We start from the raw sequence: 21,843 nt of genomic DNA, 5'->3' as shown, positions 1-21,843 counted from the left end.
GACTGTTCGTAGTTGGCGTTGCCGGTCATTGGCTTCTGATGATCTTTGGCGCAGAGTACATGGCTTACTATCATGTTCTGGTGATCCTTTGTCTCGGAAGCGCCGCAATGGCAGCAACAGGCCCGGCGGCGCCCGTTTTGATGTTGACCGGGCATGAAGGGGCTTATCTGCGGATCGTTGCGCTCAGCGTTTTCATTCGAGTGGCTGGCTTCTTTTTGATTGTTCCAATGTTTGGGATTGTTGGTGCAGCTGTGACCACGACTGTTTCACTCGTTGCAATGGCTGTTCTGGTCAGCGTCCGGTCTCGCACTGCGACTGGTTACAATGTCACGGCAACGCGTATATTGGGCGGATTGGCGCCGGATCGTATGAACGCGAAGGAATCGTGAGAATGAGTGGGCAGCGCATTCTCTTCATCCAGACGCAGGCGGAAAATGCCGGTGCTCAGGAAGTTTCCCGTCTGCTCGGGGAACACCTGACAAACCGTGGTCACACAGTCCAGCACCTTTTCTTCTACAAGAAGTCGGAAGATTTTTCGGCGCCACCGGACACTGTTATCGTACGCCAAACCCGGCCGTCCAACTGGCGTTTCTTTTCTTTCTTGGGCGCGCTGTACAAGGCCATCCGGGACTTCAAACCAGACTGCGTCTTTTGCTTTCAACATTTTGGAAATGTGATCGGGGCACCGGTCGCCAGGCTTGCGGGCTGTCCGGTCATCGTTGCCAATCAGGTAACGGCACCCAGCTTGATCAATCCAGTAGTTGCCTTTCTCGACAAGGGTCTCGGGGTAGTCGGGATTTATGATCGGGTCACCGTGAACTCCAACTTCCTGCTGGATACTTACGGCCGCTACCCAAACCGCTATGTGTCGCGATTGGATTTGATACCGCAAGGATTTGAAAACAAAGACTGGGCGATGGACAAAGCCTCGGCACGTGGGGAACTTGGCTTGCCTATCGATGTGCCGCTTCTTGGCGTGTCCGCACGGCTGAACCCGGCCAAGCAAATCGATAAGGTTCTAGCCATCCTCGCTAAGCGACCGGAATGGCATTTCGCGATCGCAGGTCAGGGGCCGGATTTTGAGCGTTTGCAAAACGAAGCCGTCAAACTCGGGATCACGAACCGTGTTCATTTCCTGGGCGAATTTGCCCCCAGCCAGATCGGCAAATTTCTCGTTTGTCTGGACGTATTCACATTCCCGTCTGCTGCGGAGAGTTTCGGGCTTGCAGCCATTGAAGCCGCACAGGCGGGCATTCCCGTTGTTGCCAACGATTTGCCGGTCTTGCGGGAAGTGCTTCAAGCCAATGGCAAACCATGTGCTCTGTTTGTTGACGTCATGGACGCGGAAGCATTTTCGAATGCCATCGCCACGATGCTGAATGACCCGAAAGTGGCGCAGACATTTCGTGATAGAAGCGGCGATTTGAAAGAGCGGTATTCGCTGAATGCTATGGTGGATGCCTACGAAACCCTTGCGACTGGCAAAGATCTAGCCGCTGACAAGCATCAGGTCATGGCGGTCTCATGAAGGTCGGGATCCTTGTTGAAAAGGACAGGTGCCGACGATGGCTGCTGCATCTCGCCGAGCTCTTGAAGACGTCTCAGTCAGAGGAAGTGGCGTATCATTTGATAAAGCCATCAGCGGCAGTATCCAGGGAACTGAAAACGGCCCTGCAGCTTGAGGAACGCGTTCTCGGCGCAGATCCGTTCTCCGGTATGAGCAAACTGGACCCTTCGGAGCTGCCTCACACCACCGGAAAAAATACTGATCTAGTTTTCGATCTCACTATGGGTGGGAGTGAGTACGGAAGCTCCAAGATTTTTGAGGTCCGATACAACGGAGCTTGCGGTGAGGAAGCCTTATTCTCTGCATTGATGAGCAAAGGGACACCACTCATAGAAGTTATCGATCGGCAAGCTGGCACCGTTGCGGCGTGCGGAACCGCCTCGCTCGAGGCCGCACGAGGACTTGGCGGTGCAATGGACGCCGTCTATTCGAGAGTGGCAGTTCTGATCAAGAAGGTCGTTGAAGGGTCTCATGCGCACGGCACACCAATGAAGGCAGAGGCACTTCAAGTGGTCACGCAGAAACAGGTCCTGATCCGGTTGTTGCGGGAAACGGCGGTCACGCTGGTCCGATCTGTCTACAGAGCGTTTTTCTACACGTCCCATTGGCGGGTGGGCTGGAGATTTGTTGACGGTGAAGGCGTTGCGGGCACCCGTGACCTGAGCGGAGAGCCTTGGCACGTTCTCAAAAGCCCGCATGACACGTTCTTCGCCGATCCTTTTCCAATCGAAACGGATGGCCGATATTATCTGTTTTTCGAAGCCCTACCGCACGACACCCAAAAGGGTGTCATCTCAATGGTGCAGATGACACAAGACGGTCCAGTCGGCGAAGCATCAACGGTTCTGGAAGAACCGTGGCATCTTTCTTATCCCTTTGTTTTTGAACGGGATGGAGAATTCTGGATGATCCCGGAAAGTTCTACGAACAAAGAAGTCGTGCTTTACCGGGCAGCAAGATTTCCCGGCCAATGGGAGCGGCACACTGTGCTGTTAACTGGCGTAGAAGCGGCAGATGCAACCATCATTGAGTATGAGGGGCGGTTCTGGATGTTTGCCGTCACCCGAAACGGTGTCGGCGGGTATTCCGACTGTCTGAGCGTCTATTATGCAGATGATTTGTTGGGCCCTTGGCATGCCCACGGGCAAAATCCTGTCCTCGTTGATGACCGCGCTGCTCGGCCGGCAGGACGATTCTTTTTGCAGGGCGGAGATTTGTGGCGTCCGGTCCAGGATTGCCGAAACGGCTATGGAGCGGCACTCGCCTTTGCCCGCGTCGACGAATTAAGTCCGACAACGTTTCAGCAGTCGGTTCATGAAACGCTGACACCAGGACCGTTGTGGCCTGGACGCAAATTGCATACTCTGAATAAGGCGGGTGACCTGGAGGTTATTGACGGGTGCGCTTACCATCCAAAATCAGAACTCGCTGCGAAAACGAAAGCGTTTTTCAATAGATAGAGTCCTGAGACAAAGCATGAGCTGTCGGCTCAACACAGTTGGCGGATCGGTTGATGTCGAATTTTAAAAAGGTCGGGCACTGCAGGCGCCTACAATTGACGTTACGTTCTTTCTCATATCAAATTATCGGAACATATCCGTCAACGGAGGCGTGAGATGGCCCTGACATTGCCGGGAAGTCTTTTTAAAAACACCATGTTTCTGGCGTTTGTGCTTGTTCTGACCATATGCGGTTCTGCAGGTGCAAGTGAGCGGCACGCGTTAGTCATTGGTAATGCCGATTATGACAGTAAGACACTGACTGCGTTGAAAAACCCGGCAAATGATGCTGCGCTCGTAGCGGACAGCCTCAGATCCGCCGGGTTTACGGTAGAGCTCGTGTTGAATGCCAACTTGCGCACCATGAAACGCTCGGTCCGGGACTTTTCCGACAAACTGAAAGCAGCGCCGAAGGGCTCCCTGTCGGCATTTTATTATTCTGGGCACGGGTTTGAAGCGGGTGGAAAGAACTATCTAGCGCCGCTTGAAGCGGATTTGCGGGATGAAGTTGATGCTGAGTTCGAGGCTCTTTCAGTCGACTGGGTGCTCACCGCAGTTGAGAGCTCACATGAAGGCGCAAACATCGTCATCCTGGATGCGTGCCGCAACACAGCTCTGACACGCTCTGCGGGCGGGACCGCCGGTGGTTTTTCCCTTCTGACCAGCACACCGCGCGGAAGCTTCATTTCCTTTGCGACAGCCCCTGGAAGTACCGCGACAGACGGAGCTGGATTGAACAGCCCTTACACCGCTGCAATTGCCCGGGAAATGCTTGTTCCTGGCGCGTCGATTGAAACGGTCTTCAAGCGCGTTCGCCAGCAAGTGGTCGAAGCAACGGGCGGTGAACAGGTGCCGTGGGATCACTCATCTTTGACGCAGGATATTGTGCTGCTGCCTGGCGGAACAACGCAGGACACCGGGGCACAATCGGCCGCGCCGCTCAGTGCTGATGCCATTCAGGTCGAACTGCAGTTCTGGAACGATGTGAAGGACTCTGATGACCGCCAGCAGATCCAGGCCTATCTGGACCGGTTCCCGCAAGGAGCGTTCTCTGAAATTGCCAAGGCAAGGCTTGCCCAAATCGGCTCAGGAGCGTCTGGAGACATCGAGCAGCTATTTGCCAAGATCCAGAGCCGGTCGTTGCTGGTCGAAAATCCGCAGCGTCCGCATGAGTTTTACGCCAATGCGCGTCTGCGGGAGATCAAAGGCGATTATCCCAAAGCACGTCAGGATTATCTGAAGTATTTTGCGTTCGGCGAACCGCAAGTCGATCCGCATGTCCGATTCCAGTCGGTGTTGAAAATCCAGGAGGGGCGGGCAGGCGCGCGCGAAGTCTATAATGCCTTTTCGCAAGGCCGGCGCGACCCGACAACACTCTTTGCCGAAATCTTGCTGGAAGAGCGTGAGGAACGCGTTCGTCGGCTCGCCACATTCATTGATGCATATCCGGATTTCACACCTGCCTACTACGCTCTGAGCCAGGATTTTTCTGCGGCGCGGGTTGGTCAGCAATCGCTCGCCGACAAGACGCAGGAACTGGAGCTGTTGCAGAAATTTCAGGAACGCGTCGATGAAGGACGGTTCTTGAGGTACTTCATCGACCAGCAGATGGCGGCCCAATGGCAGGAAGATGCCAAGACACGGTTGGCGGCTTTATCGGTCATGAACACCGCTGCCCTCAGCAATCCGGTTAAAATCAATGCTATGCGCAGCAATCAGGGTTGGATGATCAATCTGGCGATTGCCGACCGTACGCAAGAGATCTTCGTCAAACTGCCGGATCAGGATTTCAAGTCGACCGGTTTCATGGCGAATTCCATGGATCCAACGACTGGCCGGCCGATCGCTTATCCGATGATCGAGCTCCCCGGGAACGCTGGCGAAATGGATATTGCGGTTAAATACACCGACATTCGCGGCGAAGAACAAGGACCGTTCCAGATCAAGTTCAGTCCGGGCCTGGCCCTCATCGCAGGGCAAAAAGATATCTTGGAACGGATGCCGAATGGTTGGCTCAGCTACCGGGACTATGACGGCAAGCGGCTGGTCTATTTCACCCATTTGATCAGTTACCGGTGCGCCATTGATGAAGTGCGTTATGGATTGGATACGGATGCGCCGGATCAGACGTTTGAGATCGGTGCTTGCGATCCTGACAATCCGCATGCAATCCCTTCCAGCGGGCCTGGGTCGACCGTTCATGCGACCATTCCGAAGCCGACGCAGTTCATATCTGTGCAGTTGACTTATGCTGATGGCACGCAATCAGAAGTCCAACGATTTGATGCACCGAACTAAGGTGTTCTCAGCTGTCGACTGGCAAAACACATTTGGCGGCGCACGATGACAACCTCGTCGCCGCCCGGCAGACCTGAAACCAGTTTTCTGGGGCGATGGGGCAGTGCAGTTTGCGCAGCGCTGCTTGCAGTGCTGATTGCGATACCGGTTGCTAGCCGGCTAGACCCGATAGTTGGTGACCTTTCCGTCTTGGAGTTCATGCCCAGCGAGCAAGTCTCCGATACGGATATTGTGATTGTTACGATCACAGAAGATACGTTGGCCTCTTTCCCTTACCGCTCTCCAATAGACCGCAGGTTTCTGGCCGAATTGCTGGTCACACTCGACGCGGCCAAACCGGCAGGGATCGGTGTTGATGTATTGCTGGACAGTCCGAGTGAACCTGAAAAAGACGTCCGGCTGTTTCAGGTTCTCGATGATTTGGCGACCCCTGTTGTACTGGCGACGGTCCCCGCCAGTCTTCTGACAGAAAAACAAGCTGCTTATCTGTCATCTGTGGTGGAACGCCGGCAACCGGGATCTGTGATTTTGCAGAGAGACGATGCAGATGGCATTCTGCGGCATCTGCCAGTCAACGAAGGCGATACACCGCTATTCACCGAGGCACTTGCAAATCAGCGTTTTGAAAAGACACCTTTTGACAACCGGATCCTGTATCCCGCGCTTTCGGCTGATGAGGCGGGGCGGTTCCCTCGCTACCCCGCCCATACCGTCGCTTTGCTTCCTAAAGACTGGTTTTCCGGCAAATATGTTCTGATCGGAACGGATCTTCCGGGCACTGATCGGCATGCGACGCCTTTAGCCTCCGTTCAGGGTGTCGAGGCTGGGGACCTGCCAGGCATCGAGATCCATGCTCATGTGCTGGCGCAATTGTTGTCCGGACGCGCGCTTGCCGTCCCGACCTTTACCCAGTCAATAGGATTGCTTGTCCTTTTCGCCGGCGTTTCGGCTCTTGTTTTTACAATCTTCCGGCAGCCAAAGGTGTTTTTCACAGGTTTCGTAATTTGCCTCAGTTTTTATGGGGTGGTGGCTTGGGGATTGATGCAGGCGAGGGTCGCTTTGCTCCCGGTTCTCGGCCCTGTAACCACAGCATCGGCAAGTGTTTTCCTGCTGGCTCTTGTGCGATGGCGGCAGGACCGGCTGGAGCGTGCGTTCGTGGTGTCGGCTTTTGAGAAATACGTCAGTCCGGAAGTCGTCAGACGTTTGGCTACGGGTGAAGTTGAACTTGCGCTGGGCGGTGAGAAGCGCTTGGTCACGTACGTATTCACAGACCTGGCCGGGTTTACAACCCTGTCAGAGGAGTTGCCACCGGATCGCGTCGCAGAAATCCTGAATGGATATCTGGATGAAGTCTGTGACGTTGTTTTCCGTCACGGGGCAACGCTCGACAAGCTCATTGGTGATGCAGTTGTCTGCTTCCTGGGCGCACCCGAAGACGATCCTTCGCAAGCGAAAAACGCAGTTGCCCTTGCTGTCGAGCTGGATCAAACCGCGGAACGGTATCGGATATCCTTGTTGGAACAGGGTGTGTCGCTGGGCGTGACCCGCATCGGGGCGCATTGCGGCGAAGCGGTGATCGGGAATTTCGGTGGTCACCGTTTCTTCGATTACACCGGGATTGGAGATACGGTGAACACAGCGGCTCGATTGGAAGGCGCCAACAAATATCTTGGCTCTCGCATCTGCGTTAGTCAGACTGTTCTGGACCGGCTTAAAGGGAGTACTGATTTTGTTTTCCGGCCCCTCGGCGAAGTTGTTCTGAAGGGGCGCCAGCAGACCCTTGGCTGTTTCGAACCAAGTCCCAAAAGCGTCTCTGAGGAAATCTGGTTTAAGGATTACATCGCTGCTTACGATCAGCTGAACGAAGATTCAGAGGTTGCAAAAACCCTTTTTGAACGGGTTTTGACTATCAAGTCAGATGACGGGCCGTCCCGGTTTCATTTGGACCGGCTGGAAAAAGGACTGTCCGGTACGAAAGTTGTCTTGTCGGAGAAGTGACGCTTCACCTGAGCCCGAGGAGTGAAGATGGCGAAAAGACTTTGGATTTGCCTGTCGGTATTGGCGATGATGTTGCTGCCAGCACGTGCGGAAATCATTGTTGTCGCGGTCAGTGGCACAGACGAAATCGCGCCTGGAACGAGATTGGCATCTGGGCAGTCGATCAGTTTGCCGGAGGGCGCAAGACTAACGCTTTTATCCCAAGCCGGAGAAATGCAGGTCCTCGAAGGGCCATACTCCGGCGAACCGACGGCAAAGAATGGGACCTCCACTCAAAACACTGACGCTGCGAGTTGGTCGGCGGTCCTTGCGCTTGTCGGCGACCCGGATGCCAGGTCCGACGTCATGGGTGCATCGCGTGTCACCGATGGTGCGTTCATGGTACCGCCAAGCATCTGGCATATCAGCGTCGACAGTTCCGGACCGCGCTGCACCTTGCCGGACACCGTAGCCTTGTGGCGCCGGGATGCAGGGCAGGGCACAGATGTATCTATTCGCAGCAGCGCGGGCCGCCTGACAGATGTCGTTTGGCCGGCGAAGGAGCACATGTTCTCGCTGCCGAACGAATTCGCGGCGGATGGAAGATTGATGGTTTCCATCGACAGTGAGCTCAGGGAACTGACGTTGATCGTTGCGCCGGAAGACCTGCGGCAAGCCGGGCCTGGTGCCGTTTTCACGTGGCTGATGGAGCACAAATGTCAACGCCAGGCGCTGGCGTTGATCGAACGCGTCCATGCTGGGTTGAGCCTGACGGATTGATCGAATGGGGCATTAGGGAGCATGCGGATGAACAGGGACGGACTGCTCGAAAGCGTACTCTCCAGCATGATCCAGGGCGTTGCTGTGTTCGACGAGGAGCTGAAGCTTCTCGCCTGGAACCAGAAGTTCCGCGACATGCGCCATTACCCTGACGAGCTGGTTTTCGAAGGCCAAAGCGTCGAAGCTCTCATTCGTTTTGACGCCGAGCACGGTGAGTTCGGGCCTGGAAAAGTGGACGAGATTGTTCAGTGCTTGATGCAGAAAGTGCGGTGTTTCGAGGAACATGCCTTTGAACGCGCCCGACCGGACGGCAGCTACATGGAGGTCAAGGGCGGACCGTTGCCGGGCGGTGGGTTCGTCAGCACCTATTCCGACATTACCGAACGGGTTGCGGCGCGGCATCAGCTGCTTCGGCAAATGGAAGAGCTGAAAGAGGCGCGTCAGGCCACACTGGACATGATGGAAAAGGCCGAGGCGAACCGCAAGCGAGCTGAGGAGCTTCGGGAAAAGGCCGAAAGTGCCACAAAGGCCAAGGATATATTTCTGGCTGCCATGAGCCACGAAATCCGCACACCCATGAATGGTGTTGTCGGTATGATTGACCTTTTGACCCATACCGATCTCGACGACGATCAGAGGCAAATGGCCTCGACCATTCGGGATTCTGCCTTTGCGCTTCTGACCATCATCAATGACATCCTTGATTTCTCCAAGATCGAGGCTGGCAAGATGGATCTGGAAATGATCCCCATGTCCATCCTTGATGTGGTAGAGGGCGTCGGTGAAACCATGGGGCCGAATGCCTGTGCAAAAGGGCTCGATTTCATCGCCTACTGCGATCCGAGGATCCCGGCTGAAGTTGCAGGAGATCAGGTCCGGCTGCGCCAGATCCTGTTTAACCTCCTCGGCAACGCGGTGAAGTTTACCGAAGCTGGCCAGGTCACGCTGCGGGTCGATTTGCATGAAGTTTCGGAAGGCCACGCTACCGTCCGGTATCAGGTGCAAGATCACGGGATCGGTATGACCCCGGAACAGACGGCAAACCTCTTCCAACCATTTCAGCAGGCCGATGTGTCCACCACCCGCCGGTTTGGCGGCACGGGCCTGGGGCTCACTATTGTGCGGCGCTTGGTTGACATGATGGGGGGAACAATCGACGTGGAGAGTGTTCCAGGGGACGGCAGCACATTCACAGTCACGTTGACACACGAGATCGTAGAAGAGGCAGGTGTCGAAACTGGCCATGATCTGGCGGGAGTGAGGGTTTTGGCACTTGTGCCTGATGACCCAACACGGAGGACTCTTGTTGAGACCTACCTTGGTTGCTCAGGCATTTCCGTTGACGTCGTGAGCGAGCCGGAACTTCTTTTTCAAAGCGCAATTCAGGCGCATGAAAAGTTGGCTCCATATGACACCGTCTTGTTAGGTCTGGGGTATGAGGAAACGGCCCGAGCGGATCTTCGGGAACTTTTCCGCGCCGATGATCATCTCAAGCAGACGCGGTTTTTGCTCGAACGCCGGATGGCCGATCTCGGAACGCCGATAGAGTTGCCGGATACGACGGTGGTGCCATCCACCCCGCTTACCCGCCGAAACTTATTGAATGCTCTTTGTGTTGCGATGGGCCGGGCCTCAACCAGCGCTATCAGACATGCTCCATCTGTTGAGGCGGGCGGATGCGTCGCGCCGAGCGCAGACGAAGCTATGGCAAACGGTGAATTGGTTCTGGTGATTGAGGACAACAAGACAAACCAGGATGTCATCCAGCGGCAGTTGCGGCTTCTTGGCTACCAATGCGAGGTTGCGGAAGACGGTGAGGCTGGGCTGGCAGCGATGCGATCCGGCCGTTTCGGCATTGTCTTGTCTGATGTGCACATGCCGAAGCTCGACGGATTGGAAATGACACGGCAATTCCGTGCGCACCAGACTAATGGATCACCCCGGGTTCCAATCATCGCGATTACCGCCAATGCGCTTCAAGGAGAAGCCGACCGGTGTCTTGAAGCCGGCATGGATGATTTTCTACCCAAACCGCTTGAGATGAAAAAACTCAAGGACATGCTGAAGCGCTGGCTGCCGCACGCAGCGGTCAATCGTGTTGATGTGGTTGCAGAAATTGGCTGCCAAGACGGTGAGGCTGCCGCCGTCGTTTCACCAATAAACACCGCCGCACATGCGCCGATTGATCTGTCGCCGTTGGAAGAGATCTTTGGCGATGACCGCAAAACTATCCATGAGGTTTTGGCTGATTTTGTTGATCCTGCCTGGCATGTTGTTGAAGAAATTGCAGACGCGGTTGAAGCACAGGATGCGGCCGCAGTTGGTGCGGCCGGCCATAAACTCAAATCCTCTGCGCGGGCCGTCGGCGCTAATGAACTCGCTGATCTTAGTCTCAGCCTGGAGAAGGCTGGAAAATCCGACGATTGGGCCGCCATTAACGTGGAGTTTCCAAAGCTTCGGCCAATAATGCAGCAGATTGCGGCCCACATTGCCGACCTTTGACGAGAACTGGACCCCTGATATGGGCATGGCCAAGGTTTTGATCGTCGATGATGACCCGTTCATCACGACCTTAACGACCAAGATACTGACCAGAATTGGATATGACACGGTCCTGTCGGCGGAGGACGGAGCCAAGGGATTGGAGGCTGTGGAAGCCCATGCGCCCGATGTCATTCTCTGCGATCTCAACATGCCGGGCATGGACGGTCTTGAGTTTCTGCGGCACCTAGCCGAACGGGATGCGCCCTGCGCGATCATCCTTGTCAGCGGTGAGGACAAGCGGATCCTGCAAACAGCAACGCAACTCGCTGAGGCGCATCGCCTCAAGGTTCTTGGGGCCATTCAAAAGCCGATCAAACCCGATCCGCTTAAGGCTTTGCTCGACAAGCACGTTGCCCAACAAACAGCTGCGAGACGCGGACCGATTGAAAGTCTTCCGCTTGATACAATCAAAGCTGGGTTGGAGAGCGGAGCGATAGATGTCTTTTTCCAGCCGAAGGTCGCAGTACCGGACCGGAAATTGATAGGTGTTGAAGCATTGGTCCGCTGGCGCGGTGAAAATGGAAAGCTGATCCCACCGATTGCGTTTGTTCCGGTGATTGAGGAACACGGTCTCATTGACGAAATGACGCGTCAGGTGTTCGAAAAGTCGATGGTTACTTCTGCCGCCTGGCAAGAAGAGGGGCTCGACATCAAGGTGGCGGTGAATTTTTCCGTCGATTCCTTGACGCGTTACGAGGTGTTCGATCTGGTCATCGCGGCGATCGCAAAAGAAGGCATCGATCCGCATTCCGTCATCATCGAGGTAACCGAAAGCCGGATTATGGAGGATGTTGCAGCGCCGCTCGAGATCCTTACGCGTTTACGGATGAAGGGCGTCGGACTTGCCATAGACGACTACGGCACCGGCGCTTCGTCAATGCAGCAGTTAAAACGCATCCCGTTCACCGAGCTGAAGATCGACCGGGCGTTCGTTGACGGCGCTCCCCAAGACGAAGAAGCCCGCGCAATGCTCGAATCCAGCGTGTCATTGGCGCAGAAGCTGGGCCTTTCCACGGTCGCTGAAGGTGTCGAAACACAGGCGGAATGGGACCTCATTGCTGAGTTGGGTGTGAACGTTGTTCAGGGCTATTTCATCGCGAAGCCAATGCCATCTGACGAGCTTTTGGTATGGGCACGTCAGAATGGCGATCTCGCCAGCTGATGAAGACCGCTCCGGTTAAGTTTGGCGCATGCCGTTCGCATCGAAGTAGCGGGCCTTCTCTTGCGCAAACCCGAGTGCGACCTGCTGGCCTGCGGGTATGTCATGCTGTCCAAAGAACCGTGCGGTGATCTGTTTGTCGCCAGTCATGGCGATGACATTGGTGTCTCCGCCGAGATGCTCGACATGCTGAACCGTCGCCTTGATCGGGCCTTCTGCGGACAGAACCAGATCTTCCGGCCGTATCCCGAGCGTCCGGGTGTCACCGGGTGTCACGGTTTCTGCTGGCAGGAAGTTCATTGACGGAGACCCAAGGAAACCTGCCACAAACTGGTTGACCGGATTGTTGTAGAGCTCCATCGGGCTGCCGATCTGTTCCACGCGCCCGGCCCGGAGAACCACGATTTTGTCGGCAAGTGTCATTGCTTCGGTCTGGTCATGCGTCACGTAGACGATGGAAGTCCCGAGCTGCTGGTGCAGGTTGGCAATCTCCAGCCGCGTGTTCATCCGCAGTGCGGCATCGAGGTTTGAAAGCGGTTCATCAAACAGGAACAACTTCGGCTGGCGGACAATCGCCCGCCCAATGGCCACACGCTGACGCTGGCCGCCGGAGAGTTCTGATGGATACCGGTCGAGATAGTCTTCCAGATTGAGCATACGGCTTGCTTCCGTAATTCGGCTCGTGATCTCTGCCTTGCTATGGCCTTCCTGCTTCAAGGCAAGAGACATGTTCCCGCGCACGTTGAGATGCGGGTAAAGCGCGTAGCTTTGGAACACCATGGCGATGCCGCGCTTCGAGGGCGGGGTGGTGTTGACGACACTCCCGCCGATGTTCACCTCGCCTGAGCTGGCGTCTTCCAATCCGGCGATAATCCGCAGCAACGTGGATTTGCCGCAACCGGATGGACCGACAAAAACAACAAACTCGCCTTCTTCAACCTCAATGTTGATGTCCTTGAGAACCTCAACAGCGCCAAAGGATTTGTAGACATTTTTGAGAGAAAGAGCGGTCATTGCGCTGTTCCTAAGGTGATCGGTTGGCCCGTGCGGATGCTTTCGTCCGCCGCTAGGCAAATGGCGAGGGATTGAACAGCGTCCTGCATGTGACGCGTCAGGTCGATGTTTTCTGTAATGGCACGCACCATGTAGGCTTGCTCTGCATCACAAAGCTCCTGGTGCCCGGGTTCATCAGGCATATCGATGGACACATCCCCGTCTGGCCGGTGCACCAAAATGCTGCCGACCTTGGTATGGCCGTCGATATCTGCGGAAGCGCCCTTGTTGCCGTCGGTAATGGAGACCGAGCCGTTTGGTGAGACAATGTCTTTCACAAAGAAGGCGGTTTCCGACATCATCGGTCCCCAGCCAGCTTCATACCAGCCAACGGATCCGTCGTCGAAGACCACCTGAAACTGCCCGTAATTGTACATGTCCTCGGCGATTTCATTGGAGAGCCTTACGCCCATGCCATGGACACGAAGCGGTTTGCCGTCGGTGATCTGGCACATGACATCGACATAATGCACACCGCAATCCACGATCGGACTTGTGGTCTGCATTAAGGCCTTGTGGGTTTCCCATTCCGCGCCGGAAGACTGCTGATTGAGATTGAGCCGAAAGACGAAGGGACCACCGAGGCCGCGGGCTTCCTTTATCAGACGGATCCAGGATGGATGGTGACGCAGGATGTAACCAACCACCAATTTGCGGCCTGTCTCTTTCGCCTTGGCAACAACCCGCTCGGCATCGGACACCCTTGTGGCCAAAGGTTTTTCAACGAACACATGCGCACCGGCTTCCATGGCCGCACAAGCATAGTCTGCGTGACTGTCGGAGTAGGTGGCGATCACGACGAGATCTGGTTTTAGTTCCAGTCCTGCTGAGAAGCTTTTCAGGCGCGGGTAGGGCTGCAGCTCCTCAGGAAGCTCGACCTCAGAGCGGTTGACGAGGCCAACGATTTCCACGTCGGGAAGACTGTGAAGAGCAAGCGCGTGGGACAGGCCCATGTTGCCGAGGCCCGCAATGACAGCACGGATCATTTAACTGCTCCAGATGTTAAGCCGCGGATCAACTGGCGAGAGAAGATCACATAGAGGATAAGTACCGGAAGGATTGCCATGGACAGGGCGGAGAGAACCGCGTTCCAGTCGGTTACGAACTGCCCGATAAACACCTGGCTGCCCAGCGTCAGCGTCTTGGTCTCTTCCGCAGGTGCCAAGATCAAGGGGAACCAGAGATCATTCCAGATCGGGATCATGTTGAAAACCGCGACCGTTGCCAAGGCCGGCCGGACCAGCGGCAGCACCAGCCGAAAGAAGATCGTGTATTCGCTGAGGCCATCCACACGAGCAGCATTTTTCAGGTCGTCCGACACCTGGCGCATGAACTCGGTCAGAATGAAGACCGCGAGCGGCAGACCTTGGGCCGTGTACACAAGGATCAGCGCCCAGAGCGTGTTGACCAGCCCGGAGGAGACCATCATTTCAAGGATTGCGACAGTGCCGATCCGGATCGGCACCATGATTCCGAGCGCCAAATAGAGCCCAAGGATCATGTTGCCGCGGAATCGGTATTCGCTGAGGGCAAAGGCGGCCATCGCACCGAAGAGCAAAATGAAGAACAGCGATGCCACGGTGACGATCATTGAGTTCTGGAAGTAGAGAAAGAAATCTCCCTGTTTGATGACCGTCTGGTAGCCGATCATTGAAAAGCTCTCGGCGTTTGGCAGGGCCAGGGGCTCCCGGAAGATGAATTTCCGGCTTTTGAAGCTGTTGATCAGAATAATGAATACTGGGAAGAGCGCGATCAGCGTGTAGAGGATCAACGCGCCGTGCATGGCTGCAGAATTGAACGGATTTGTGCGGGCCTGGCTCATGGTCTTGACCTCACAACTGATACCGGCGGAGCCGGGTCTGAATGCCAAAGAGGTAGACACAGACTCCGACGAGAATGATGGCGAACATGGCACTCGCAACGGCTGCACCCATATGCGGATCGCCGAGCTGAAGCTGGAAGCCGAAGAAAGTCCGGTAGAAGAATGTGCCGAGGATATCGGTCGAGAAATCCGGGCCGGCGAGGGCACCTTGCGAGGCGTAGATCAAGTCGAACGCGTTGAAATTGCCGACAAATGTGAGGATTGAGATGATCCCGATCGATGGCAAGATCAATGGCAGCTTGATTTTCCAAAAGGCGTTCATTCCCGTGATGCCGTCAATCTCACCAGCTTCCAGAATCTCTTCCGGGATGGTTAGAAGCGCTGCGTAGATCAGCATCATGGGGATGCCGACAAACTGCCAGACCGAGATCAGCGACAGGGTTGTCAGCGCATACTCTTCCTTGCCGAGCCAAGGTTGGTACAAGAAACCGAGACCGACAGAACTCAGCATTGTCGGGGCGATGCCCCAGATTGGCGACAGGATGAGTTTCCACGCAAAGCCAACGATCACGAATGAGAGGATGGTCGGGATAAAGATTGCGGAACGATAGAGCGCTGCAAAACGGAGTTTGGGATGAGACAGCATCGCTGCAAGTGCAATCCCGATCGGATTCTGCACCAGCATGTGGATCACGAAGAACCAGACATTGTTGCCGAGTGCATTCCAGAACTGGTCCGCCCAGACCGGATCGCCAAACAGCGTCATGAAGTTTTGCAGGCCGACGAAAATCCGCTCCTGGTCGATCCGGCTGTAGAGCGCCAGACGCAGGGTGTTGAACAGCGGCAAGATCATGATTGTCGTATAGACCAGCACAGCGGGTGCCAGGAAAACGGCAATATGCCAGCGTATGCGGGGGCGGTTCATGCGGCCTCCGGTTCCGATCCGGGTAGCTAGATGGCTACCCGGATTGTTTGATTAGAAGGGGACAGGCTTATTGGTGCGGTGCGTACCAGCTGGATAGGCCTTCCTGAAGCTTCGCTCCTAGCGCCTCTGGTGTCTCGGTCCCCTTGATAGCAGCCACGCTTGCGCCCCAGGTTTCGTTTTCCAGGTTCGGCGTCCCGCGCGACAGGATCTGGTAAGTCGATCGGATGGTGGACTCACACTCTCCGCGCCAGCTTGCAAACTCTTGCGCAAGCGGATCTTCCAGTTCGACAGGTGTTTTCGACAAGGGGAAGAAACCCGGCAGAGCGTTACCGAAGATCGATGCGAATTCGGGGCTGGCAACCCAAGCCAGGAACGTCTTTGCGGCATCGGCATTCGGACTTGCTGCATTGAGACCAATTCCGATGTCCGTGTGATCCGAGATGTAGCAGGTGTCGCCGTCAGCCTTCACAGGTGCCTTGAACGCGCCCATTTCAAAATCAGCCTGTGTGTTGAAGCCTGCAATTTCCCAGCTGCCGGCAGGGTAAATCGCTGCGCGGCCCAGAGTGAACAGGTTTTGGCTGTCGGGGTAGGTTTGTGCCTCGTAGCCGAACCCAAGATAAGGTTGCCATTTGGCAAGCGTTGCGTAAGGGGCAACCCATTGCTCATCGGTCAGTTTCTGCTCGCCCTTGATCAGTGCGAGACGGCCTTCTTCGCCCTTCCAATAGTTTGGGCCAATGTTGTTGTAGCCCATGGTGGCTGCTTCCCACTGGTCATTGGTGCCCATGGCCATCGGGATATAGCTGCCGTCGTCCTTGATCTTATCCAGAACCGCGAAAAACTCGGCTTCCGTGGTTGGAACCTCAAGGCCAAGCTCTTCAAAAGCATCTTTGTTATAGATGAACCCGTGAATGACGGAGGCCATCGGAACGCAGAACGACGCCGAGGCGTCGTCGGTCTGCCAGGCGGACTTTGCAACATCGGAGAAGTTGGACATTGCGTCCAAGTCATCAAGCGCAGAGAGGTGACCGGCTTCGTAAAGTGCGAGGGAGGCATCAAATGGGCGGCAGGTGATCAGGTCGCCCGCGCTGCCAGCTTCGAGTTTTGAATTCAGCGCCGCATTGTATTCGGTCGGAGCCGTCGGCGAGAAAACGACCTTGATGCCAGGATTGTCCTTTTCGAAGGCAGGGATGATCTTGTCCTGCCAAAGTGTAAGATCATCTGTCCGCCAGCTTTCAATTGTCAGCGTGACATCTTCGGCCATCGCGGCAGTTGTCATCAGTGCGGTGCTTGCAAGTGCAATGCCCAGGGTTCTCAATTTCATGATGCTTTCCCCTCTGTTTGAAGAAATGGTTTGTTCTTCCGGGTCTCCGCCCGGATTTGTTCCAGCGCTGGGCGCAGATGCCCGCGAGTTTTTTCTAAAAGATTGAGTGCGTGCTCGATCGAACTCGCGCCAGCGGCCAAAAGGCAGGCTGTCTTGACATTGCCATCCGCTGACTTGAGTGCACCGGCGGCAACTTCATCAGAAGTTCCAGTGATCGTTGTCACCATTCGCACGGCACGATCCCGGAGTTTGATGTTGTCAGCGCGCAAGTTCACCATCATGCCGTCGTAGATGTGACCCAGATTCAGGGCCATCAGTGTCGAAAGCGCATTCAAAGCGATCTTTTGGGCCGTTCCTGCTCCCATGCGGGTCGAACCGGAGACGACTTCGGGTGCGGTTGGCAGATAAATGGCGTGCTTGCTCAATGCAAAAAGCGGCGCGTTCGGGTTGTTGGCCATCGCGATGACCGTCGCGCCGGCTTCTTTTCCAAGACGTGCTGCCTCAAGTGTGTATGGCGTGGAGCCACTGGCAGAGACCACAATAATCGTGTCGTTTTTCGAAAGTGTTGCGAGATCTGCTGCCAAGCTGGCCGTCGCATCTTCCGTGTCGCCCGGCATATGCGCGGATGTGGGAATGCCGCCTGCCATAAGGATTTGGACCTGATGCTCCGGAATGCCGAACGTGCCGCCAAGTTCCATCGCGTCAGCCGCCGCCATCAAGCCTGACGAGCCTGCTGCGACATAGTAGAGGGCTCCGCCGGTGCTTATTGAAGTGGCCATGTCGCAAGCAGCTGCGGCGATGAGTTCCGTTGCTGCAGAGGTTGCCTGAGCGGCCGAGACCTGACCATCAATAAGGATCGCTGCAACGTCCTCTGAAGGACGTGAATCCAACCCAGAAGCAAGATTGTGCAGTTTTTCCGTGGCTGCCTCAGGCACGCGATCCTCCGTAAATTTTCGCTATAATACCTTTATAATACCATTTGTCCAGAAGTTAATCGAAATTAGTGGGTAGGCAGGCGAATCTAAATCCAATTTGGAGTTTGGTATCTCTTTTTATGTTGATTTTATCTAAAGGTATTATATAGGTATTATATGATTGATTTCGCGGATCAGTGGGTTTTGGCGGTTGATGGCGGCGGTACGCGCTGCCGTTTGGCGTTGAGTTCGCCAGCTGCGGATATCCGTGTCGAAGTCGGCTCTGCCAATGTGACAACGGACATTTATGCAGCGCTCTCGGAGATCAACGTTGGATTGAAGGCTCTCGCAGGCAAAGCAGATCTTGCTCCGGGCGAACTTGCCCGTGTTCCCGCCTATTTCGCTTTGGCTGGCTATCAGGCGGACCGAGACCGCGAACGGTTGCTAGACGGTGTTCCGCTTAGGCGCATAAAGGTTGAAGATGATCGGCCGGCAGCATTGCGGGGCGCTCTTGGGCTGCTGGATGGTGCCTTGATCCACAGTGGGACGGGCTCTTTTTTTGGTGTCCAAGCTGATGCAAAGAAGAGATTTTCCGGCGGTTGGGGGGCGGTCCTTGGCGACTTCGGATCGGCGGCATGGTTCGGTAAATCCGCACTGGCTCTCGTACTTGATGCTGAAGATGGCCTTATTGAGCAGACTGTCCTGACCAAGACGTTAAAGGATCGGTATGGGGGAGCCGCTGGAATACTGGCGTTTGCAAACAGAGCAAGGCCTGCTGAATTTGGCGCTCTGGCGCCAGAAGTTCTCTCGCAATCCGATGATCCAATATCTGAGCGCCTGATAGACCAGGCAGCGGTGCATTTTGAGGGAAATCTTCTGCATCTCGGATGGTCAGGGGGAATGCCTGTGTGTTTGACGGGGGGTCTTGCACCTCACCTGGCGCCATTTCTCACCGAACCTGTTCGAAAGAATCTACGCTCAGCAGCCGGGTCGCCGATCGATGGTGCAATTGCCATCGCGCGGGAGTTTGCAAAAGAGGTGCAGGTTGCATGCTGAATGATTTCCTGATGCCTGATCAGTGGTTTTCTCAAAATGCCGGGCCGAGATACGTGCAACTGCGGCATCGACTTGAAGAAGCTATCGAAACCGGGCTGCTTCCGGCCAACAGTTCGTTGCCGCCAGAGCGGGAAATCGCAGAACTAACAGGTTTTTCCCGGGTGACGGTGCGCAAGGCCATTCAGGAAATGGTCAAGGATGGGGCGATCGAGCAGCGCCAGGGCTCTGGCTCTTTTGTTCGGGAAACAACGCAACGGGTTGAGCAGTCCCTTTCCCATCTAACCTCCTTCACTGAGGATATGGCCAACCGCGGCATGCAAACGACTTCCAGATGGCTGGAGCGCGGGGTCTTCATGCCAAATGCGGAAGAGATCGCGACCTTGTCTCTGACACCGGACGATCAAGTGGCGCGCATTTACCGTCTGCGGGAGGCGGGTGGTCAGCCGATGGCATTGGAGCGCGCAGCTCTGCCTCTGGATATTTTGCCCAATCCTCTCGAGGTGGTCACGTCGCTTTACGAGGTGCTTGCAAAGCATGGCCATCGTCCCGTTCGGGCTGTCCAAAAAATCGCCGCCGTCAACCTTGAGCCCACTGACGCTCACCTCTTGAGCGTTCCAGAAGGCACGGCAGGTCTTCGGATCCAGCGAATTTCTTACCTGGAGGGCGGACGGGTCGCGGAATTTACACAATCTATCTATCGCGGAGACGCCTATGACTTTGTTGCAGAGCTCCGGCTGTCTGATCGATGAGGACCCGCCAGTGATATCTCTTCCTACAAAAATGAAACAGGAGATCGCGGAAATTCCCACCGCAGTCGATCGCCTGCTGACATCCGGGGATGCAGATATCAAGCGAATTTCTTCGAAGGTGCGAGACAGCGACCTGCGCTGCCTTCTGTCTGTTGCGCGGGGGTCTTCCGATCATGCTTGCACATATCTAAAGTATGCTGCCGAGTTGCTTCTGGGTCTGCCAATGGCATCTGTCGGGCCATCACTTGCTTCTGTCTACGGATCCAGTCTCAAGGCAGACGACATGCTGTGTTTTTCGGTGTCTCAGTCCGGCAAAAGCCCGGACATCACCCGAATGACCCGGTCCTTGACCAAGTCAGGCGCAACCACGCTGGCCATCACCAACCATCCGGGATCGCCCTTGAGTGAAGCAGCAAGCGCGACTGTTCCGATTCACGCCGGGCCGGAACTGTCAGTCGCTGCGACCAAGACGTTTGTCACATCGCTGGTTGCCGGCCTGTGGTTGCTTGCTGAGCTCAAGGCGGACACGGGCCTCTTGGCTGCAATCCGGAACTTGCCAGCGCATTTGAAGGACGCCGTTGCTTGCGATTGGCGTGAAGCTGCGCCGGAAAATGACATCGGATCATTGTTCACGTTGGGGCGCGGCCCCTCATGGGCTGTTTCCAACGAGGCGGCTCTGAAGTTCAAGGAAACTTGCCAGATCCATGCAGAAAGCTATTCCTCAGCAGAAGTCATGCATGGCCCTGTTTCCATTGTATCCTATGGTTTTCCGGTCATTGTGTTTGCCGCCGCCGATGCCGCCGAGCAAGCGGTTGTTGATGTTGCTGATCAACTGTCGCAGATGGGAGCGGCTGTCTTTGTCAATAGTGAAAAAGCGCAGCGGGCGAATGTCTTGCCTATCGTCCGCACAGATCACTGGCTAACCGATCCGATTGCGTCGATTGTGTCATTCTATGGCTTGGTGGAGCATGTTGCCGCGCTCCAGGGTATCAACCCGGATGCCCCTCGGCATTTGAACAAGGTCACGGAAACCGTATGACACATGCCAGCGTTTTCAAGGCGGCCGCGGTTTTTGACGGGGTCAACCTTCATGAGGGCGCCGCTATCCGGTTTGGCCCGGACGGGGGTGAGTCAATTGGTGCCGGTGATGAGATTTTTAGTGGCGCTAAAGTCATTGATCTTGGTAGTGAGATCATCTCTCCGGGATTCGTTGATCTTCAGGTGAATGGCGGCGGCGGTGTCATGCTCAACGATGATCCAAGTGTTGAAACCGTTCGCCGGATTGCCGAAGCGCATTGGTCTTTGGGCACTCGGGCTTTTTTGCCGACTTTGATCACGGACACGCGTGAAAAAACCAAGGCGGCAATTGCAGCGGTAACTCAGGCTGTCGAGAAATGCGTTCCTGGGGTGGCTGGATTGCATTTGGAAGGGCCGCATTTGTCTGTTGCCCGAAAAGGGGCGCATGATGCTGCCTATATCCGCCCGATGGACGATGAGGACCTCGACTTCCTCTTGGCAGCGGCCCGTTTGCTCCCGGCTCTGCTTTTGACCGTTGCACCGGAAAACACAACTCTCGAGCAGGTTCGACAGCTGAGCCAGGCGGGTGCGCTCGTTTCAATTGGTCATTCGGATGCTGATTATGCAACTGTTCAAGCCTATGCCGCGGCTGGTGCCAAGTGCGTCACACATCTCTTCAATGCGATGAGCCAAATGGGCAACCGGGAGCCCGGTGTCGTTGGGGCGGCTCTTGGGACAGGGGCCTTGTCCGCCGGTCTTATTGCTGATGGGGTCCATGTTCATCCGGAAATGATGCGGATTGCATTATCCGCAAAAAGCGGCCCGCGAGAGGTGTTTCTGGTTAGCGATGCCATGGCGGTTGCCGGAACATCTGAGACTTCGTTCGAGCTGGATGGGCGAAAAATTCTCCGATCAGATGGGAGGCTGACCCTCGAGGACGGGACGTTGGCAGGTGCGGATCTGGATCTATTGACCGCTGTCAGGGTTTTGGTTGACCAGGTTGACATTCCGCTGGCTGATGCCCTGCGTGCCGCTACAAAAACGCCGGCGGAGCTGATTGATGGAAAGCCATTCAACCTTTTGGGCAGGTCTAAAGACAGCTTTATCCGCATCTCCAAGGATCTTCACTCTCTCAGTCCATTGGCCGAAACCGGATAAGCAG

18 protein-coding genes are annotated in these 21,843 nt (G+C 55.5%); 12 read left to right on the top strand and 6 right to left on the bottom strand.

Annotated elements, in window-relative coordinates; genetic code table 11:
- Positions 1–38: 38 nt before the first annotated feature.
- The 8 genes from RBB44_RS25515 (at position 39) to RBB44_RS11670 (ending at position 11,827) form a co-directional block, all read left to right on the top strand.
- Positions 39–389, top strand: a complete 351-nt coding sequence (locus tag RBB44_RS25515) for a polysaccharide biosynthesis C-terminal domain-containing protein (RefSeq protein ID WP_371932251.1) — start codon at positions 39–41, stop codon at positions 387–389.
- A gap of 2 nt (positions 390–391) precedes the next feature.
- Positions 392–1,528, top strand: a complete 1,137-nt coding sequence (locus tag RBB44_RS11700; protein WP_306147553.1) for a glycosyltransferase family 4 protein — start codon at positions 392–394, stop codon at positions 1,526–1,528.
- Entirely contained in the window at positions 1,525–3,027 is a 1,503-nt protein-coding gene (locus tag RBB44_RS11695) for a hypothetical protein (protein WP_306147552.1), read from the top strand. Before RBB44_RS11700 ends, RBB44_RS11695 begins: the two co-directional genes overlap by 4 nt.
- A 156-nt stretch (positions 3,028–3,183) precedes the next feature.
- Positions 3,184–5,364 (top strand): caspase family protein, encoded by a 2,181-nt coding sequence (locus RBB44_RS11690; RefSeq protein WP_306147551.1) that lies wholly within the window; start codon positions 3,184–3,186, stop codon positions 5,362–5,364.
- A gap of 45 nt (positions 5,365–5,409) precedes the next feature.
- On the top strand, positions 5,410–7,362 hold the full coding sequence (locus RBB44_RS11685; RefSeq protein WP_306147550.1) for an adenylate/guanylate cyclase domain-containing protein: 1,953 nt from the start codon (positions 5,410–5,412) through the stop codon (positions 7,360–7,362).
- Between the two features lie 27 nt (positions 7,363–7,389).
- Positions 7,390–8,121 (top strand): hypothetical protein, encoded by a 732-nt coding sequence (locus RBB44_RS11680; protein ID WP_306147549.1) that lies wholly within the window; start codon positions 7,390–7,392, stop codon positions 8,119–8,121.
- A gap of 27 nt (positions 8,122–8,148) precedes the next feature.
- The gene (locus RBB44_RS11675; RefSeq protein WP_306147548.1) at positions 8,149–10,623 is read left to right on the top strand and encodes a PAS-domain containing protein; all 2,475 of its coding nucleotides are present in this window, start codon (positions 8,149–8,151) and stop codon (positions 10,621–10,623) included.
- A complete protein-coding gene (locus RBB44_RS11670) occupies positions 10,610–11,827 on the top strand; it encodes an EAL domain-containing protein (protein ID WP_306147547.1) in 1,218 nt (405 codons plus the stop codon). Before RBB44_RS11675 ends, RBB44_RS11670 begins: the two co-directional genes overlap by 14 nt.
- 15 nt (positions 11,828–11,842) lie before the next feature.
- Here RBB44_RS11670 and RBB44_RS11665 read toward each other — a convergent pair whose 3' ends face one another.
- The 6 genes from RBB44_RS11665 to RBB44_RS11640 all read right to left on the bottom strand — a co-directional run bounded on the left by RBB44_RS11665 (position 11,843) and on the right by RBB44_RS11640 (position 17,880).
- Positions 11,843–12,838 carry an ABC transporter ATP-binding protein gene (locus RBB44_RS11665; RefSeq protein WP_306147546.1) on the bottom strand — a complete coding sequence of 332 codons (996 nt, stop codon included), beginning with the start codon at positions 12,836–12,838 and terminating at the stop codon, positions 11,843–11,845.
- Positions 12,835–13,863, bottom strand: coding sequence for a Gfo/Idh/MocA family protein (locus tag RBB44_RS11660; RefSeq protein WP_306147545.1), 1,029 nt, complete (start codon positions 13,861–13,863; stop codon positions 12,835–12,837). Before RBB44_RS11660 ends, RBB44_RS11665 begins: the two co-directional genes overlap by 4 nt.
- Positions 13,860–14,699 (bottom strand): carbohydrate ABC transporter permease, encoded by an 840-nt coding sequence (locus tag RBB44_RS11655; protein WP_306147544.1) that lies wholly within the window; start codon positions 14,697–14,699, stop codon positions 13,860–13,862. The genes RBB44_RS11660 and RBB44_RS11655 overlap by 4 nt, the downstream gene beginning before the upstream one ends.
- 10 nt (positions 14,700–14,709) lie before the next feature.
- A complete protein-coding gene (locus tag RBB44_RS11650) occupies positions 14,710–15,624 on the bottom strand; it encodes a carbohydrate ABC transporter permease (RefSeq protein WP_306147543.1) in 915 nt (304 codons plus the stop codon).
- 67 nt (positions 15,625–15,691) lie between these two features.
- Complete coding sequence (locus RBB44_RS11645) at positions 15,692–16,945, bottom strand: ABC transporter substrate-binding protein (protein WP_306147542.1); 1,254 nt, start codon at positions 16,943–16,945, stop codon at positions 15,692–15,694.
- Positions 16,942–17,880 (bottom strand): N-acetylmuramic acid 6-phosphate etherase, encoded by a 939-nt coding sequence (locus RBB44_RS11640; protein WP_306147541.1) that lies wholly within the window; start codon positions 17,878–17,880, stop codon positions 16,942–16,944. Before RBB44_RS11640 ends, RBB44_RS11645 begins: the two co-directional genes overlap by 4 nt.
- Positions 17,881–18,036: 156 nt before the next feature.
- On the opposite strand from RBB44_RS11640, the gene RBB44_RS11635 reads away from it, so the two are divergent.
- The 4 genes from RBB44_RS11635 to nagA are packed head-to-tail and all read left to right on the top strand — an operon-like array spanning position 18,037 to position 21,839.
- Positions 18,037–18,915, top strand: a complete 879-nt coding sequence (locus tag RBB44_RS11635) for a BadF/BadG/BcrA/BcrD ATPase family protein (RefSeq protein ID WP_306147540.1) — start codon at positions 18,037–18,039, stop codon at positions 18,913–18,915.
- The gene (locus RBB44_RS11630) at positions 18,909–19,664 is read left to right on the top strand and encodes a GntR family transcriptional regulator (RefSeq protein ID WP_306147539.1); all 756 of its coding nucleotides are present in this window, start codon (positions 18,909–18,911) and stop codon (positions 19,662–19,664) included. Before RBB44_RS11635 ends, RBB44_RS11630 begins: the two co-directional genes overlap by 7 nt.
- Before the next feature lie 31 nt (positions 19,665–19,695).
- Complete coding sequence (locus RBB44_RS11625; RefSeq protein ID WP_306147870.1) at positions 19,696–20,703, top strand: SIS domain-containing protein; 1,008 nt, start codon at positions 19,696–19,698, stop codon at positions 20,701–20,703.
- On the top strand, positions 20,700–21,839 hold the full coding sequence (gene nagA, locus RBB44_RS11620; protein ID WP_306147538.1) for an N-acetylglucosamine-6-phosphate deacetylase: 1,140 nt from the start codon (positions 20,700–20,702) through the stop codon (positions 21,837–21,839). The genes RBB44_RS11625 and nagA overlap by 4 nt, the downstream gene beginning before the upstream one ends.
- The last annotated feature ends 4 nt before the right edge of the window (positions 21,840–21,843 follow it).

It is taken from the genome of Roseibium sp. MMSF_3247 (assembly GCF_030733765.1).
Classification (GTDB): Bacteria; Pseudomonadota; Alphaproteobacteria; order Rhizobiales; family Stappiaceae; genus Roseibium.
The sequence above is the reverse complement of the archived record's forward strand: the minus strand, read 5'-3'. Positions and strand labels throughout refer to the sequence as shown.

Bases quoted from the DNA above. Each gene is read 5' to 3' on its own strand.
- RBB44_RS25515 (WP_371932251.1), top strand. From the start codon at position 39: ATGATCTTTGGCGCAGAGTACATGGCTTACTATCATGTTCTGGTGATC.
- RBB44_RS11700 (WP_306147553.1), top strand. From the start codon at position 392: ATGAGTGGGCAGCGCATTCTCTTCATCCAGACGCAGGCGGAAAATGCC.
- RBB44_RS11695 (WP_306147552.1), top strand. From the start codon at position 1,525: ATGAAGGTCGGGATCCTTGTTGAAAAGGACAGGTGCCGACGATGGCTG.
- RBB44_RS11690 (WP_306147551.1), top strand. From the start codon at position 3,184: ATGGCCCTGACATTGCCGGGAAGTCTTTTTAAAAACACCATGTTTCTG.
- RBB44_RS11685 (WP_306147550.1), top strand. From the start codon at position 5,410: ATGACAACCTCGTCGCCGCCCGGCAGACCTGAAACCAGTTTTCTGGGG.
- RBB44_RS11680 (WP_306147549.1), top strand. From the start codon at position 7,390: ATGGCGAAAAGACTTTGGATTTGCCTGTCGGTATTGGCGATGATGTTG.
- RBB44_RS11675 (WP_306147548.1), top strand. From the start codon at position 8,149: ATGAACAGGGACGGACTGCTCGAAAGCGTACTCTCCAGCATGATCCAG.
- RBB44_RS11665 (WP_306147546.1), bottom strand. From the start codon at position 12,838: ATGACCGCTCTTTCTCTCAAAAATGTCTACAAATCCTTTGGCGCTGTT.
- RBB44_RS11660 (WP_306147545.1), bottom strand. From the start codon at position 13,863: ATGATCCGTGCTGTCATTGCGGGCCTCGGCAACATGGGCCTGTCCCAC.
- RBB44_RS11655 (WP_306147544.1), bottom strand. From the start codon at position 14,699: ATGAGCCAGGCCCGCACAAATCCGTTCAATTCTGCAGCCATGCACGGC.
- RBB44_RS11650 (WP_306147543.1), bottom strand. From the start codon at position 15,624: ATGAACCGCCCCCGCATACGCTGGCATATTGCCGTTTTCCTGGCACCC.
- RBB44_RS11645 (WP_306147542.1), bottom strand. From the start codon at position 16,945: ATGAAATTGAGAACCCTGGGCATTGCACTTGCAAGCACCGCACTGATG.
- RBB44_RS11635 (WP_306147540.1), top strand. From the start codon at position 18,037: ATGATTGATTTCGCGGATCAGTGGGTTTTGGCGGTTGATGGCGGCGGT.
- RBB44_RS11630 (WP_306147539.1), top strand. From the start codon at position 18,909: ATGCTGAATGATTTCCTGATGCCTGATCAGTGGTTTTCTCAAAATGCC.
- RBB44_RS11625 (WP_306147870.1), top strand. From the start codon at position 19,696: ATGAAACAGGAGATCGCGGAAATTCCCACCGCAGTCGATCGCCTGCTG.
- nagA (WP_306147538.1), top strand. From the start codon at position 20,700: ATGACACATGCCAGCGTTTTCAAGGCGGCCGCGGTTTTTGACGGGGTC.